The 16,159-nt window shown below is 64.3% G+C and carries 12 protein-coding genes; all 12 read right to left on the minus strand.

Translation table 11 applies throughout. From position 1 onward, the window contains the following. Positions 1-49 precede the first annotated feature (49 nt). The 12 genes from rpoB to FO044_RS12395 all read right to left on the minus strand — a co-directional run bounded on the left by rpoB (position 50) and on the right by FO044_RS12395 (position 15,936). On the minus strand, positions 50-3,550 hold the full coding sequence (gene rpoB / locus FO044_RS12340; protein ID WP_132992195.1) for a DNA-directed RNA polymerase subunit beta: 3,501 nt from the start codon (positions 3,548-3,550) through the stop codon (positions 50-52). A gap of 349 nt (positions 3,551-3,899) precedes the next feature. After that, on the minus strand, positions 3,900-4,781 hold the full coding sequence (locus tag FO044_RS12345; protein WP_186290548.1) for a hypothetical protein: 882 nt from the start codon (positions 4,779-4,781) through the stop codon (positions 3,900-3,902). Beyond that, positions 4,781-5,563, minus strand: coding sequence for a hypothetical protein (locus tag FO044_RS12350; protein WP_143965739.1), 783 nt, complete (start codon positions 5,561-5,563; stop codon positions 4,781-4,783). The genes FO044_RS12345 and FO044_RS12350 overlap by 1 nt, the downstream gene beginning before the upstream one ends. Before the next feature lie 79 nt (positions 5,564-5,642). Then, on the minus strand, positions 5,643-6,884 hold the full coding sequence (locus tag FO044_RS12355; RefSeq protein WP_132992197.1) for an MlaD family protein: 1,242 nt from the start codon (positions 6,882-6,884) through the stop codon (positions 5,643-5,645). After that, positions 6,881-8,242 carry an MCE family protein gene (locus tag FO044_RS12360; RefSeq protein ID WP_143965740.1) on the minus strand — a complete coding sequence of 454 codons (1,362 nt, stop codon included), beginning with the start codon at positions 8,240-8,242 and terminating at the stop codon, positions 6,881-6,883. Before FO044_RS12360 ends, FO044_RS12355 begins: the two co-directional genes overlap by 4 nt. Beyond that, positions 8,242-9,486: an MCE family protein gene (locus FO044_RS12365; protein ID WP_143965741.1), complete on the minus strand. Its 1,245-nt coding sequence runs from the start codon at positions 9,484-9,486 to the stop codon at positions 8,242-8,244. The genes FO044_RS12360 and FO044_RS12365 overlap by 1 nt, the downstream gene beginning before the upstream one ends. Further along, complete coding sequence (locus tag FO044_RS12370) at positions 9,486-10,568, minus strand: MCE family protein (RefSeq protein ID WP_132992200.1); 1,083 nt, start codon at positions 10,566-10,568, stop codon at positions 9,486-9,488. The genes FO044_RS12365 and FO044_RS12370 overlap by 1 nt, the downstream gene beginning before the upstream one ends. Before the next feature lie 4 nt (positions 10,569-10,572). Beyond that, complete coding sequence (locus tag FO044_RS12375; RefSeq protein WP_132992201.1) at positions 10,573-11,661, minus strand: MCE family protein; 1,089 nt, start codon at positions 11,659-11,661, stop codon at positions 10,573-10,575. Continuing rightward, on the minus strand, positions 11,658-12,974 hold the full coding sequence (locus FO044_RS12380) for an MCE family protein (RefSeq protein WP_132992202.1): 1,317 nt from the start codon (positions 12,972-12,974) through the stop codon (positions 11,658-11,660). The genes FO044_RS12375 and FO044_RS12380 overlap by 4 nt, the downstream gene beginning before the upstream one ends. Positions 12,975-12,980: 6 nt before the next feature. Continuing rightward, positions 12,981-13,853 (minus strand): MlaE family ABC transporter permease, encoded by an 873-nt coding sequence (locus tag FO044_RS12385; protein ID WP_132992203.1) that lies wholly within the window; start codon positions 13,851-13,853, stop codon positions 12,981-12,983. Between the two features lie 2 nt (positions 13,854-13,855). Next, entirely contained in the window at positions 13,856-14,662 is an 807-nt protein-coding gene (locus tag FO044_RS12390) for an MlaE family ABC transporter permease (RefSeq protein WP_132992204.1), read from the minus strand. Then, positions 14,659-15,936, minus strand: coding sequence for an ABC transporter ATP-binding protein (locus FO044_RS12395; protein WP_132992205.1), 1,278 nt, complete (start codon positions 15,934-15,936; stop codon positions 14,659-14,661). The genes FO044_RS12390 and FO044_RS12395 overlap by 4 nt, the downstream gene beginning before the upstream one ends. Positions 15,937-16,159 lie beyond the last annotated feature (223 nt).

Raw genomic sequence — 16,159 nt, forward strand, 5'->3', positions numbered from 1 at the left:
AGAGCTCTCTGGGTTCGCCGAGGCTGAACCCCGTCGTAAGTGGTGAAGGTCAGTTGGCGAGATCGTCGACCGTGGCGTTCTCGTTGCGCGACAGGTTGATGCCCAGGTTCGCAGCGGCACGCTCGAGGTCCTCGTCGTCGGAGTCGGCCATCTCGATGGCTGCACCGTCGGACGACAGCACCTCCACGTTCAGGCACAACGACTGGAGCTCCTTGAGGAGCACCTTGAACGACTCCGGAATGCCAGGCTCCGGGATGTTCTCGCCCTTGACGATCGCCTCGTAGACCTTCACGCGGCCGACGACGTCGTCCGACTTGATGGTCAGCAGTTCCTGCAGGGTGTATGCGGCGCCGTACGCCTGCATCGCCCAGCACTCCATCTCACCGAAGCGCTGGCCACCGAACTGCGCCTTACCGCCCAGCGGCTGCTGGGTGATCATCGAGTACGGACCCGTCGAACGCGCGTGGATCTTGTCGTCCACCAGGTGGTGCAGCTTGATGATGTACATGTAGCCGACTGCCACCGGGTACGGGAACGGCTCGCCGGAGCGGCCGTCGAACAACGTCGCCTTGCCGTCCGGTCCGACCATGACGTCGCCGTCCCGGTTCGGGAGCGTCGAGCCGAGCAGGCCCGCGAGCTCATCGTCCCGAGCACCGTCGAACACCGGGGTGGCGGTGTTCGTGTCCGGCTCCGCCGAGTGCATGTCGGCGGGCAGGCGCTTGGCCCACTCCTCCTCCAGCTTCTCGGTGTCGATGTTCCAGCCGGCCTTGGCGACCCAACCGAGGTGGGTCTCCAGGATCTGGCCGATGTTCATACGACGCGGCACACCGTGGGTGTTCAGGATGATGTCGACCGGGCTGCCGTCGGGCAGGAACGGCATGTCCTCCTGCGGGAGGATCTTGCCGATGACGCCCTTGTTGCCGTGGCGGCCTGCGAGCTTGTCGCCGTCCTGGATCTTCCGCTTCTGCGCCACGTAGACGCGGACGAGCTCGTTGACGCCCGGCGCCAGATCGTCATCGTCCTCACGGCTGAAGACGCGGACGCCGATGACCTTGCCGGTCTCGCCGTGCGGAACCTTCAGCGAGGTGTCGCGAACCTCGCGCGCCTTCTCGCCGAAGATCGCGCGCAGCAGGCGCTCCTCCGGGGTCAGCTCGGTCTCGCCCTTCGGCGTGACCTTGCCGACCAGCACGTCGCCGTCGCGGACCTCGGCACCGATGCGGACGATGCCGCGCTCATCGAGGTCGGCGAGGACCTCGTCGGAGACGTTCGGGATGTCACGAGTGATCTCCTCGGCACCGAGCTTGGTGTCGCGGGCATCGATCTCGTGCTCCTCGATGTGGATCGAGGTGAGCGTGTCCTCTTCGACGAGGCGCTGGCTCAGGATGATCGCGTCCTCGTAGTTGTGGCCCTCCCACGGCATGATCGCCACGAGGAGGTTCTTGCCGAGCGCCATCTCGCCCTCGTCGGTGCAAGGCCCGTCGGCGAGAACCTGGCCGGCCTCGACACGCTGACCCTCGTCGACGATCGGGACCTGGTTGGCGCAGGTGCCGTGGTTGCTCCGCTCGAACTTGCGCAGGCGGAAGCTGTCGCGAGTGCCGTCGTCGGCCATCACCGTGATGAAGTCGGCCGACACCTCCTCGACGAGTCCGCTCTTGCCGGTGACGATGACGTCGCCGGCGTCGACTGCGGCACGCAGTTCCATGCCGGTGCCGACGAGCGGCGACTCGTTGCGAACCAGCGGCACCGCCTGACGCTGCATGTTGGCGCCCATCAGTGCACGGTTGGCGTCGTCGTGCTCGAGGAACGGGATCATCGCGGTCGCGACCGACACCATCTGGCGCGGCGAGACGTCCAGGTACTCCACCTGGCCCGCCGGGACGAACTCGACCTCGGCACCCTTGAGGCGCACGAGAACGCGCTCATCGGTGATCGTGCCGTCCTGGCCGTAGTTCGTGTTGGCCTGACCGATGAGGTAGCGGTCCTCTTCGTCCGCGGTCATGTACTGGACCTGGTCGGTGACCTTGCCGTCGACGACCTTGCGGTACGGCGTCTCGATGAAGCCGAACGGGTTGACCCGGGCGTACACCGACAACGAACCGATCAGGCCGATGTTCGGGCCTTCCGGGGTCTCGATCGGGCACATGCGGCCGTAGTGGGACGGGTGAACGTCGCGGACCTCCAGGCCGGCGCGCTCACGCGACAGACCGCCCGGTCCCAGTGCCGACAGGCGACGCTTGTGCGTCAGTCCCGACAGCGGGTTGTTCTGGTCCATGAACTGCGACAGCTGGCTGGTTCCGAAGAACTCCTTGATCGCCGCCACGACGGGACGGATGTTGATCAGGGTCTGCGGAGTGATCGCCTCGGCGTCCTGCGTGGTCATGCGCTCACGCACGACGCGCTCCATACGCGAGAGTCCGACGCGGATCTGGTTCTGGATCAGCTCACCGACGGTGCGCAGACGACGGTTGCCGAAGTGGTCGATGTCGTCGACCTCGACCGGCACCTCGACACCGTTCGGCACTGTCATCGTGGACGTCGTGTTCGGGTCGGCCTCGTGCAGACGGACGAGGTACTCGACGGTCGCGATGATGTCCTCGCGGCTGAGTACCGACTCGCCGAACATCGGAGTCTCGGTGAGGCCGAGCTTCTTGTTGATCTTGTAACGACCGACGCGAGCCAGGTCGTAGCGCTTCTCCTTGAAGAACAGGTTCTCCAGAAGGCTCTCCGCCGACTCCTTGGTCGGCGGCTCGCCCGGGCGCAGCTTGCGGTAGACCTCGAGGAGCGCCTCGTCCTGGTTTCCGGTGCTGTCCTTCTCCAGGGTCGACATGAGGATCTCGGAGAAGCCGAAGCGGTCGGCGATCTCCTCGCGCGTCATGCCGAGCGCCTGCAGCAGCACTGTGACCGGCTGGCGGCGCTTGCGGTCGATACGGACACCGACGGTGTCGCGCTTGTCGACATCGAACTCGAGCCATGCACCGCGGCCCGGGATCACCTTCACCGAGTGCAGCGTCTTCTCGGTGGCCTTGTCGATCGACGCATCGAAGTACACACCGGGGCTGCGGACGAGCTGGCTCACCACGACACGCTCGGTGCCGTTGATGACGAAGCTGCCCTTATCGGTCATGATCGGGAAGTCGCCCATGAAGACGGTCTGCGACTTGATCTCACCGGTGTTGTTGTTGATGAACTCCGCGGTGACGAACAACGGCGCCGCGTAGGTCATGTCCTTGTCCTTGCACTCATCGACCGAGGCCTTGACCTCGTCGAAGTGCGGATCGGAGAACGACAGCGACATCGAGGACGAGAAGTCCTCGATCGGGGACAGTTCGCGGAGGACGTCCTCGAGTCCGCCGACCGGGTTCTCTTCACCGCGGGCGATCGCCTTGGCGCGCCACTCGGGCGTGCCGACGAGCCAATCGAACGAGTCCAGCTGCAGATCGAGCAGGCCCGGAACTTCAAGGGGCTCGTCGATCTTGGCAAAGGAAGCGCGATGTGGCGCGCCCGGGATAATACCCGCGGAGGTTGAGGTGGACTGGCGGTCGAGAGCCAAGATGCGTCCTTCCAACACGAAGTTTCTCGGTGCATGGCATTGAGCCAATTGGCCGTGGGGCCGCTGCGCGGTCTTGCACCCTGAGAACAGCGATACCTGGAACGGAACACCGAGGTGACCGGGGTATTCAAACAGCGGACAGGAGGCAGCCAGCGCAACGTCCAACTGTATCAGAAGAGGGGTCCGAAATGTCAACCCAAAGAGGAACCGATAGCTGCGTGGCTGCCTGCCTGCGCAATCGGTTGGAAACAGATTGGACCGGACAGCCCCCCGCCGTCAAGCGAAACGCGCGGAATCGGTCGAAACAATTCGTCGCCGCACCTGGCCGGAGCTCCGGGCCGTATCCGCGTCAGAAGGCGCTGAGGTCGCTCAGCCGCCAGTCACCGTCGCGTTTGACCAGGGTGAACTGCACGTGCGGCATCGTCGACTGGTCGGCCGCGCCGTTCCGCGTCGTGCTCACGACCATATCCGCCACGATCACGGCTCGGTCGTCCTCCAGCTCCGAGACACCCACGACGTCCGCTCGGCATTCCGATGCGGCCTTCGTCTGCGTGATCATCTCGCGAGAGGACTTCAGGAACTTGCGGAACTGATCGAGCGCGGTGCCGGTGAGTTGATCACCGACCTTCGCGTTCCACTTGTCGAGGTTCTCGTAGTCGAACCGGAACGGAGCACAACCGACGTCGCGGGCCTCGGACAGCACTTGATCAGTCTCGCCGCGGTCGACGAACGCCCGGTTGTCGGAGACCTCTGCACCAGGATGGAATGCGAGGATCGCCGCGATCGCCGCGATCACGACCGCCACGGCACCGAGGATCGAGGCCAGCCGCAGCGAACTGCCCGTGTTGCGGACGCCGGGCTCCACGTCCGTCCGGGCGCGGTCGCGTTCGGCCGCCTGGCGCTCGGCCTCGACGCGCTGACGCTTTCGCTCCACTCCGGACTCACCGGCCGTCGGGGCCGGCTTGCGGAGTCCGCGTCCTGCGGATCGAGCCGGCGACGGTGCGCGCTGACCGGCACCCGCCGGGGCGGCGCCACCGGCACTCGGATTCTGGCCGTCTGCCTTCTCCGAGCGCTGGGTCGTCCCGGTAGCTGACGACTCACTGCTCGTGTCGGCGTTCGCGGCACGTGCCGCCCGCTTGGCTGCCGCATCCTGCGACAGTTCGATGCGGGCTCCACCTCGGCCTGCGACCTTCGGTGTGCGACGCGGTTTGTTGGGGCGATCGGCTGCCATCAGTTGCCACTCCCCTGCTCGTTGCCGTTCGGAGCCCCGCCGTTCGGAGCCTCGCCGTTCGGAGCTTCGCCGGCTGATTTCGCGCTGTTCGCGTCGTACTGGATCCCGGTGAGCGGAACAATCACCGACGCCTTCCACGCGTCGCCGTCCTCGGTCATCGTCACGAGATAGGACTGTCCGCTGGCCTGGTCCGGCGCACTCGACGAGGACGCCTCGGACAGCACGAGCACCTTCGCGGTGTTCTCATCCGGGTTCACCTCCGTCGCCGCGCTGCGGACGATGCGGACCGAGAGCTTCGCCGCCCGGTCCTCGGCTGCCGCGATCTGCTGCAGAACCCCGTTGGCCGACTCGTCTGTCGCCTGCTTCAGCGCGTCGCCGGTGAGCGACGAGTTGATCCGCTTCTTCCACCCGTCCAGATCCGCCGGGTCGATCGTCATCGTGTTCAGGATCGCCTGCTCGGCCCCGTCGATGGCGCTGTTGCGCACCTGTTCGCGTTCCGAGTCGACCGTGTAGGCCCGGACTCCCGTGTAGCCGAAGTAGCCGAGGCACACCACCGCGGCGACGAGTGCCGCGACAGCTGCGGCCAACGCCAGGGAGACCGACCAGTGCCGCGCGCTCTCCGGTCCCTCGCTCTCCGGTCCCACGGCCGCCGCCTCGACGCTCTGCGCTTCCTCGGTCGCACCGTCTCCGGTATCGACTTCGGTCGTCTCCGCAGCGGATGCATCAACCGCATCGGCGGGGTTGTCGTCGGCGTCGCCCGACCGGTCCTCGTCTGAATTCATCGTGCGCCACTGTACATGCGAGAGCACCGAAGTCAGTCCTCCGAGCACCTGTGAATCTGGTGTGAGGACTGACTACCGGCTACTTCGCACGCACTCCCATCAGCCGCGCCATCTGCGTCGCGATCGGGTTGAGGTTCAGCTTGTCCGGATCCTTCTTGGGCTTGTTGTCCCACGGCTGCGGGAAAGCCGGATTGGCAAGTGCCGCACGGTCAGCGCTGCGCACACCGGTCGGATTACCGACCGGCACATCACAGCCGGCTTCGGTGTTGAACGGGTAGTCGTCGTAGTTCTGGTCGAAGTCGGGATCGCGCTTCTTCATCTCGGCCATGATCGCCTCGGTGCTCTCGTAGCCCGTGGTGCAACTCGGCGGGTTCTCCGTCTCCAGCACGATGCCGAAGTGGATCTGCCCGTCGCCCGGCGCCGGTGTATGGCTGCCCGCAGACAGCGCCGACAGCATCGCGAACGTGGCGCCGGTAGCGAACGAGGCGGGTTCCACCGCGTCCACGGTCCGACCCAGCTGATGAATCAGCTTGGTCGCATCGTCACCGTTGGTCTTCAGCATGTGCGAGAGCGACGATGCGGCACGCGGCCCGTCCGAGAGAATGCGACGCACTGCCGGATCGGCGTTCGCCAGGGTCTCGGTGACCACCGCCAGGTTCTTCGACCACGTCAGGATCTCGTCCGACTGCTCAGCCTGAGTACCCAGGACCACGTTCGAGTTCTGGATGAGGCCGATCGTGTCGTCGAGGTTCTCCACGCCGGTCTGCGACAGCTCGTCGAGCGAATCGATGAGCCGGGTCAGATTCTCACTCTGCCCGCGGAACGCCTTACCGAGTTCGGTGACGACGGTCTTCAAGTCGTCCACCGGGACCGAATCGGTCAGCGTGATCGTGTCGGAGATGACGTTCTGCAGCCGCGGCGGCAACTCGTAATCGGTGATCACCGATCCGTCCTCGAGGTACGGCTCGCCGTCCGATTTCGGACGCAGGTCGACGAACTGCTCACCGATCGCCGAACGGTTCGCCACCACGGCCTTCGACGATGCCGGAACCTTCGGCGCCCCCGAATCCATCTCCAGCGTCACCTCGACACCGTCGTTGGTGATGTTCATGTCGCCCACCAGTCCGACCGGCACGCCCCGATAGGTCACCTCGGCGTTCTTGAAGACGCCTCCGGTGTCGCTCATCTTGAGTGTCACGAGGTACTGCGAGATCCCGACCATCTTGTCCAGGCGCGCGTACTTGCCGCCCGCGTAGACGATCGCCACGACCCCGATGATGACGAAGACGATCAACTGGATCTTCACGAATCGGCTGATCATGCGTCATCACCCTTCATCAGCGAGATGGAGCCTGCCATGAAGTCCGAGCCATCCCGCTCAGACGGAAGGGGCGCGTACTGATTCCGCTTGTTCGACGACTTGTTCTTCGCCGACCTCTTCTTCGCCTTCGCGGCAGCGGCCCTCTTCTCCTTGGCGCTGACCGGATACGTGCCGCCCGACGGCGGGGTGTTCGGTCCACGCTTGGAGTTCAGGTCCGGTGGTAGCAGCGAGATCGTCGGCCAGCCCCACCGCGGGCCGTTGCCGTCGACGTAGGGGTTCCCCTGATCGACCTTCGGCGCGTGCACCGTCGGCGCCCGGTACTTCGGCTTGCCCTGCCCCACTCCGAGTGCCTCGAGTTGGTTCTGCAGCCGCAGGTCGAGCGTGATGAACAGGTTGGTGGAGTCACCCTGCACAGCGGGCAGGAGGTCGTCCGGGAACGGAGTGGTGAGCATCAGCGGTGCCGCCGTCACCAGATCCTGGGCGCCCTTGGAGAGCTCGGTGAGGATCGGCCGCAACGCCTTCAGGTCACGGATGATCGAGTCGTGCGCCTTGCCGAGCACGTCAGTGCCCACCTCGCCCAGCTCGTCGAGTTTGGTCAGCAGATCCACGAACTGGGGCCGCTGCTCCTCGAGTACCTGCACACCTGCGGGCAACTCGTCGAGGATGCGCTCGATCTGGTCAGTCTGATCATTGGCACGTGCGGAGAGGCGGTCGACGCCGTCGATCGCCTCGATGATGTCGTCACGCTGCTCATTGAGCCCGGAGATGAGCGTCTCGGTCTGCCGCAGCAGCGAGGAGAAACGGCCCGGGTCGGAGCCGACCGCCTCGTTGACCGAGGTGATGATCGGCTCGAGCTGGTTGATGCCACCACCGTTGAGCAGCATCGACAACGCGCCGAGCAACTGCTCGATGTCGGTCGTCGTACGAGTGCGCTCTGTCTGGATGACCTGCGATTCCGGCTGTCGGGGCAGCGATTGCGCGTCGTCCTCCGTTTCGCTCAGCGCGACGAACTTCTCACCGAGGAGGTTGGTCTGCTGAACACTGGCACGCGCCTTGGTGGACAGGTTCACATCGTGCTTCACCTTGACCGTCACCACGGCGTTCCACGAATCCTCCGGGACCGAGATGTCGGTGATCTGCCCGATCGGCACACCGTCCATCTTCACCATCGACTGCGGAACCAGGTCGAGCACGTTCGCGAACGCGATCTTGTACTCGCGTGGGTTATCACCGATGTCCACGCCACCCGGCAGCGGAACCGACTGGAATCCGCCGCACGCCGAGGAGACTCCGACCACCACGGTCATCACCGCGCCGACCGCGGATGCGCGTGCGCGTCTGCTCAACGACACCTTCATCACTTGCCTCCGGGGAGTCGCGGGTCCGGGTTGCCGCTGTTGGTGCCCGGTGCCGGCTTCTGCTGCTGCTTCTTCGCATCGAGGATGCCGAACGGGAGGATCGGCAGCATCGGCTCGAGGACGCCGTCGGTGATCTGCTCTCCGATGTCCTTGCAACCATCGATCAGCGGAGCCATCTTCTTACTGAAGTCGATCGCCATCGGATTGCCGGGCATCAGGTTCTTCAGGTCGAGGAGCCGGCACTGCGCCCCGAGCGGGTCCTGCAGGTCACGCAGATTCAGACGCATGGCCAACGTGCCCGACTCCGCGTCGTATGCATTGATCAGGTTCGAGATCGTCACCGGCAGAACCGTGAGGATCTCCAGCAGGTGATCCTTGTTATCCAACAGCGCCTGGCCCGTCGGATGCAGATCGCGAATCGCGTCGCCGACACGGTCGTTGTTGTCGGAGATGAACGTGGCGACGTCACCGAGCGCGTACGAGAGCGAGTCGAGAGCCTTGGTGAGCTGACCGCGTTCGCCCGCCAGGAACTTGTTGAACGACGCCATCTGAGTGTTGAACTGCCGCACCTGACTGTCGTTCTCACGCAACGCACCGACGAACACGTTCAGGTCCTTGATCGTGCTCGCCAGATCTCCTCGCGAAGTCGACAAGGTGTTCGCGGCCTTCGACAGGTTGCTGATCGCATCGCCCAGCTTCGCGCCGTTGCCGTCGAGATTGTCAGCTGCCGTCTCCACGAGATCGGTGACCGCACCGTGCTTGTTGGCACCTTCGGGTCCGAGTGACTTCGAGAGCTTCTGCAGGTTCGCGTAGATCGCATCGATCTCGACGGGTACGCCGGTGTGGTCGAGGTCGAGTCGAATGTCGCTACCGGCCTTCTCTCCGGTGCTGTACGGCGGAGTCAGCTGGATGTACCGGTCAGCCACGATCGACGGGATGATCTGGACGGCCTCCACGTTGGCCGGAAGATCGATGCCGCGGTCGATCCGCATGTCGATCTCGACGACGTCGCCGCGCGGCGTCACCTTCGTCACCTTGCCGGCGTCCACGCCGAGAATCCTGACGTTGCTGCCGTCGTAGATGCCGATACCGCTGCTGAACGTCGCGCGGACGGTCGTCGTACCGATTCGCGACCACGCCCACCATCCCGCTCCGCCCAGGATCAGGAGGAGCACCAGGGCCATAGCCCCGTAGACGATGGCGCGTTTGGAGAACAGACCGCGTTTCTGGTCAGCCGTTGTCATCAGCCGGCCTCCGTTCCGCCGTTGTTCTGGAGCTTCGTCTTATTGGGTGGCCGCGTCGTGTTCTGCTGCGGCAGCGCCGGCGGAATCAGGTTCGTGACCGCGGACTCGAACCAGCGACCGTTGCCGAGCACGTTCGCGTACAGGCGGTAGAACGGCGCCATGTAGGTGATCGTGTCCCGGAGATTCCCGTTCTGCCTGGTCAACAGGTCGGTCACGCCCTTGAGTGAGTCGAGGGCGGGTGCGAGTTGCTCCTCGTTGTCCCGCACGATGCCGGTGAGCGCGTGGCTCAACGTCGTCGTGCTCGCGAGGAGCGCCGAGATGTCCTCCTGCCGTTTGTTGAGCTCCTTGAGGAGAGTGCCCGCACCGGCGATCAGCCGCGTGAACTCCTCGTTACGGTCAGCCAGGATCTTCGACGAGTCCTTCGTCGCCCGCAGCAGTCGCTGCACTTCCTGGTCGCGGCTCGAGATCGTCTTGGACAGACGTGAGATTCCGTCCAAGGACGGACCGATGTCGCCTGCCGTTCCCGAGAAGGCGTTCGACAATGTCCGCAGCGACTTCGCCACCTGATCGGTGTCGATGCTCTCCAGCTGGTCGGACGCATCGCTGAACGCCACGATCACGTCGTACGGCGCCACCGTGTCGGTGAACGGCACGTCCGGATCGGCGAGTTCGCCGCCCTTCGGATTCAGCGCGAGGTACTTCTGTCCGAGGACCGTCTTGATCTGGATGGACGCTTGAGTCTGGTCCCCGATCCAGGTGTCGTTCGCGCGGAACTTGACGTCGACCTTGTCACCGGCGAGTTCGACTCCGGTCACGTCGCCGACCTTGACGCCGGCCACGCGAACCTCGTTGCCGGTCTTCAGGCCCGCGGCCTCCGAGAACTTGGCGGTGTACTGTGCTCCGGCGCCGATCAGCGGCAGATCCTTCAAGTAGAAGGACGAGACGGACACCATGAGCAGGATCAGCACGCCGAGCGCACCGATGCCCATCGGGTTACGTCGACCCGCGAATCGGCGGCTCTTCTTCGGCTTCGGGGCGGTCCCGCCCTCGGAGCCCTCCGGAGTGTTCGGCTGTTCAGTCATCTCCTCACGCCCCCGGCCTCTGGTTGTCCCGCCAGCACCGGGTTGCGGCACTGGTGTAAAGCACATGGTTGATATCGGGCAGTCCGACCGCAGGCTTCGTCAGCAGCGTGGACTTGCCGTTGCCTGCGACGACGTCGATGCCGCACGCATAGAACTGGAACCACGAGCCGAAGGTGGCTGCGCGGCCGATCTTCTGCAGTTTGACCGGCAAGTTGGTGAGCGCCTTCTCGATGTCGTCGGTGCGAGTGTTCAACTGATCCGACAACGACTTGACGCCCGCGATGTCGCCCTGGATGGACGGCCTCGACTTACTCAGGAGCGAGCCGGTGACCGTCGTCAGGTTGGATACCGACGTGATGGCCGATCCCACCGAATTGCGCTGGGAGGCAAGCCCGGACACCAATTTCTCGGTGTTGATCAGGAGGCTCGAGAACTGCTCGTCGTTGCGATTCACCGTGTCGAGAACCTTCGTCAGGTTGGTGATCATGTCGCCGATCACCTTGTCCTTGTCGGCGAGGGCGTTCGTCAACTCCGACGTCTGGGAGATCAGCTGACTGATCGTGGTGTCCATGTCGCCCTGGAAGACCTTGATCACCGTCTCGGCCAGTTTGTTGACGTCTTCCGGCGCGATCTGCTTGAACAGCGGACGGAAACCGTTGAACAGTTCGGTCAGGTTCACCGCCGGGTGCGTGTTCTCGACCTTGGGATCAGCACCGAAGACGAAGCCCGGCTTCACCTTCTGCGCGGCGTTCCCCGGGCCCTTCTCGAGACCGACGTACCGCAGACCGGTGAGGTTCCGGTATCTGATGTGGATCTGGGTGCTGGCCGGAAGAGCATCGCGATCGACGTTGAAGGTGACCATTGCCTTATTGCGGTCCGTGATCTCTACGCTCTCGACCTTTCCTACCCGAACACCGGCGATACGGACATCGTCACCGGGGTTCAGCATGGCTGCATCGGTGAAGATCGCCTTGAACCCGGAACGTCCGCCACCGCCGGCGTTGGCGATGGTCAGACCGAGCATCGCCGTCGCGATCACCGTGACGACGGCGAACACGATCAACTTGACCGTCGGCGCTACAAGTGACTTCATCGAACGTTCACCTGTGCTCCCTGCATCGCACCTCCACCGATGTAGGTAACCCACCTCGGAACCTGACTCGGATCGACGCCGCTCGACGCGCCGTAGACCATCTGCATCTGCTTCATGTAGTCGGGGTCGTCATATATCGAACCGGCCGGCCTTCCGCTGAACTGCGGCTGGGGCAGTTCGCGCACGTGGGCGGGTCCCGGGTTACGCGACGGCGGCTGGTACGAACCGTCGGGCACACTACCTCCCGGGTACTGACCGAACGGACGGCCGTCCTTCGCAGGCTCGAAGCAACGAGCCGGCGGATCCTCCCAGAACAAGCGGGGCTCGTCCTGGTTCGGCAGGTACCGGCCGCGCGGGTTGACGAACTGCAGGTTGACGCGGACTCCGGGATTCTCCGTCCCCTTGCCGACGATCTTCTCGGACTTCGGAATGATGTCCGCGAAGTTCTTGAACGTGCATCCGAACGACGGGGACTGCTTCGCCAGAGCGGTCAGGAACGGCTCCGAATCGATCGTGAGGTCCAGCAGGTCGCGACGGTTCTTCCGCAGGAACTTCGTGGTGTCCACCGATGCCGTGGACAGCGTCTGGATCAGCGAGGAGAAGTCGCCCTCACGCTCGGCGATGGTGTTCGTCGTCGTCCGCAGCGAATCGAGCGAGTCGATCACGTCGGGCAGCGCTTCGGAGTAAGTCGTGGAGAAGGTGGCGAGACCGCGAAGAGTGCCCTGAAGTTCAGGCATGTTCGCGTTCACGCGGGTGAAGATCGTGTTGAGTCGATCGAACGTCTCACCGAGGTCCTTGCCCTTACCGCCGATCGCCTGCGAGATCGAGGTCAGGGTCGCGTTCAGATCCTCCGGCGGAATCGCCTCGAGCACCGGCAGCAAACCGTCGAACAGATCCTCGATCTCCTTCGTGTTGCCACGGGGATCGGTCTGGATCGTTGCACCGTCCTCGAGTTCGCCGTGCCCGTTCTCGGGAATGGTCAGTGAGACGTAACGTTCGCCGAACAGCGTCTTGGGAAGGATGCGGCCGGTCGTACCGATCGGCAGATCCTTCAACTTGTCGCCGTCGACCTTCATCTTCACGAGAGCATCTCCGCCATCCTCGACGTCGATGCTCTCGACCGAACCGACGAGGACACCGCGGATCTTCACGTCGGAATTCTCGGCGAGAGTGTTGCCCGCACTGGTGGTCTCGAGGGTGAGCTTCGCCTTGTCGTCGAACACTCCCTGGAACTTCAGAACCGACGCCGCGAGCAGCCCGATGCAGACCACGAAGAACAGCAGGCCGAGCATCCTGCGCTTGAAAGTCGCCACGTGCGCCTAACCTCCCACTCGGACGGTCGTGGTGGTACCCCAGATCGCCAGGCTCAAAAAGAAGTCGAGGACTGCGATCAGCACGAGGGCCGCACGCACCGCGTGACCGACGGCCACACCGACACCCGCGGGGCCGCCGCTCGCGTAGTAGCCGTAGTAGCAGTGCACCAGGATGATCACGAACGCGAATATCAGCACCTTGCCGAACGACCACAGGACGTCCTCAGGCGGCAGGAACAGATTGAAGTAGTGGTCGTAAGAGCCCGTCGACTGACCGTTGAACGTCGTGTTCATCGTTCGTGATGCAAGGTAAGCGGCCAGCAGACCGAGGACGTACAACGGGATGACGGCGACGAATCCGGCGATGACACGCGTACTGACCAGGAACGGAACCGACGGGACAGCCATGACCTCCAGCGCGTCGATCTCCTCGGAGATGCGCATGGCGCCGAGTTGGGCGGTGAAACCGCAGCCCACCGTCGCGGACAACGACAATCCGGCCACCAGTGGCGCTACTTCACGGGTGTTCACGTACGCGGACAAGAAGCCGGTCAGGGCTTGCGAACCGATCTGATCGAGCGCCGCGTAGCCCTGAATGCCGACGACGACGCCGGTGAATCCGGACATCAGGATCATCACGCCCACGGTGCCGGCGATCACGGCTAGACCACCCGTGCCGAAGGCCACCTCTGCCAGGAGACGGAGGACCTCGCGAGTGTAATGGACGAGAGTCTTCGGGATCCACGCGATCGTGCGCATGTAGAAAGACATCTGCTCGCCCGCACCATCGAGCAGCTTGAGCGGCTTGCCCGCTTGCTTGCGGGCCTCGTAGAGGAGGTACTCCGGACGGCTCTTGGAGATCGTTACGCCACGAGTCATCGCTAACCTACCTTCGGCGGAACGATTTGCACGAACACTGCCGTCAGGATCAGGTTCGCGAAGAACAACAGCAGGAACGTCACGACCACACTCTGGTTCACCGCGTCGCCGACGCCCTTCGGGCCACCCTTCGGATTGAGTCCCTTGTACGACGCGACCACACCGGCGATCACACCGAACAGTGCCGCCTTGAGTGTCGAGATGTAGAGATCGGGCAACTGCGCCAGCGCACCGAACGATGCGAGGTAGGCGCCCGGGGTACCGCCCTGGACGACCACGTTGAAGAAGTAGCCGCCGCCGATGCCGACGACCGCGACCAGTCCGTTCAGGAGGATGGCGACGAGGATCATCGCCAGCACGCGGGGCACGACGAGCCGCTGGATGGGATTGATCCCCAGCACCTCCATCGCGTCGATCTCCTCACGAATGGTCCGCGATCCGAGGTCGGCCGCGACGGCCGATCCGGCGGCGCCCGCCACAAGCAGCGACGTGACCAGCGGCGATCCCTGTTGAACCACGACGAGAACGCTCGCCGCGCCGGTGTACGACTCCGCACCGAGCTGCTTGATCAGCGAACCGGTCTGCAGCGAGACGATCGCGCCGAACGGGATCGCGATGAGCGCCGTCGGCAGGATGGTGACGCTGGCGATGAACCAGGCCTGCTGAATGAACTCGCGCAACTGGAACGGTCGGACCATGAGCTGGCGAGCGACGTCGACGAACAGTTGGACGATGTTGCCGGTCTGAGAGAGCGCACCCCCTCCAGCCTTCGCGATCCGGTCGACGCCACGCGTGGCGACACTCGTCATGCCTGGCTACTCCCCTGCCCGTTCGACTGGTCGTTGAGCGCGGTCTGGATGCCCGCCGTGTCGATCGGTGCGGTGAAGGCGTCGTCCCCGGCCGGCTGGTGCTCGTACTGCTGTTCCTGCTGCTGCCGCTGCTCCGCGTCGGCCAACTTCTGGTGCACGTCCACCGGCTCCACGTGGACGCCTTCGGGACCGCCCGGCAGACCGGTCCTGTTCACACCCGGCTCACTGAAGTCGGTGCGGGCCAGCGCGACCAACGTGGTCGAGGTGTCGGGAGACTCCTCGGCCCGACGATCCTCGTCGGCGATCGAGGCGCGAATGGCGTCCTGCGCGTTCTCGGGGAGACTGGGCAGCATGTCCAGCACATTCGCGCGGTGACGGATCGCGGCCTTGCGAACCGGCATGCCCGGGTTGGGCTGCACCTGCGGGATGATCTCGGAGAAGTCGTCCTTCGTGCCACCACCGGAGATGCCGGCCGCCTGCATGGCCGCCTCGGTTGCTGCCGCGCCTTCGTCCTTCTCCTCGGACATGCCGATGGGACCGAAACGGTCGCCCGAGAGGAACTGCTTGACCACGGCCTGCTCCGAGGTGAGCAGCTGCTCACGCGGACCGAACATGACCAACTCCTTGCGGAACAGCATGCCGATGTTGTCGGGAATGGTGCGGGCGATGTTGATGTTGTGCGTGACGATGAGGATCGTCGCGTCGATCTCCGCGTTGATGTCGATCAGCAGCTGGGAGATGTAGGCGGTGCGGACCGGGTCCAGACCGGAGTCGGGCTCGTCGCACAGGATGATCTCCGGGTCGAGCACCAGCGCACGGGCCAGGCCGGCGCGCTTGCGCATACCGCCGGAGATCTCACCGGGGAGCTTGTCCTCGGCGCCCGCGAGGCCGACCAGCTCGACCTTCTCCAAGACGATCCGGCGGATCTCGTCTTCCTTCTTCTTCGTGTGCTCACGAAGAGGGAACGCAATGTTGTCGAACAGGCTCATCGAGCCGAAGAGCGCGCCGTCCTGGAACAGGACGCCGAACAGCTTGCGGATCTCGTAGAGCTCTTTGGCGGAGCACTGGGTGATGTCGGTGCCGTCGATGACGACCGAGCCCTGCTCGGGATGCAGCAGACCGATCAGCGTCTTCAGGAAGACCGATTTACCGGTACCCGAGGGGCCGAGCAACGCGCTGACCTCACCCGCAGGCAGGGACAGGCTGACGTCTCGCCAGATGTTCTGCGATCCGAACGATTTGGTGAGCCCATCAACCGTGACCTCAACTCCCACTGCGTCCTCCAGACGTTTCTCAGGTACCAGACCAGGGCGTGCGTCTCACCGATGAGACGCCGATCCCCACGAGCTATTACGCCTGCTCACTCCGGTGTGCCGTGTGTGGCTGCGGTCACTCTATCTCACGGCTTAGTGCGCTCACACGTTCGGATCACGGTGGTGTTCGGACATCAGTGCGCGGTACCGGCCGGTAACTTTTTCAGTGTGCTGAGAGTAACCG

This window comes from Gordonia zhaorongruii (assembly GCF_007559005.1).
Lineage (GTDB): Bacteria > Actinomycetota > Actinomycetes > Mycobacteriales > Mycobacteriaceae > Gordonia > Gordonia zhaorongruii.

Excerpts from the sequence above, each read along its gene's own strand:
- FO044_RS12345 (WP_186290548.1), bottom strand. The coding sequence starts at position 4,781 with ATGGCAGCCGATCGCCCCAACAAACCGCGTCGCACACCGAAGGTCGCA.
- FO044_RS12350 (WP_143965739.1), bottom strand. The coding sequence starts at position 5,563 with ATGAATTCAGACGAGGACCGGTCGGGCGACGCCGACGACAACCCCGCC.
- FO044_RS12355 (WP_132992197.1), bottom strand. The coding sequence starts at position 6,884 with ATGATCAGCCGATTCGTGAAGATCCAGTTGATCGTCTTCGTCATCATC.
- FO044_RS12360 (WP_143965740.1), bottom strand. The coding sequence starts at position 8,242 with ATGAAGGTGTCGTTGAGCAGACGCGCACGCGCATCCGCGGTCGGCGCG.
- FO044_RS12365 (WP_143965741.1), bottom strand. The coding sequence starts at position 9,486 with ATGACAACGGCTGACCAGAAACGCGGTCTGTTCTCCAAACGCGCCATC.
- FO044_RS12370 (WP_132992200.1), bottom strand. The coding sequence starts at position 10,568 with ATGACTGAACAGCCGAACACTCCGGAGGGCTCCGAGGGCGGGACCGCC.
- FO044_RS12375 (WP_132992201.1), bottom strand. The coding sequence starts at position 11,661 with ATGAAGTCACTTGTAGCGCCGACGGTCAAGTTGATCGTGTTCGCCGTC.
- FO044_RS12385 (WP_132992203.1), bottom strand. The coding sequence starts at position 13,853 with ATGACTCGTGGCGTAACGATCTCCAAGAGCCGTCCGGAGTACCTCCTC.
- FO044_RS12390 (WP_132992204.1), bottom strand. The coding sequence starts at position 14,662 with ATGACGAGTGTCGCCACGCGTGGCGTCGACCGGATCGCGAAGGCTGGA.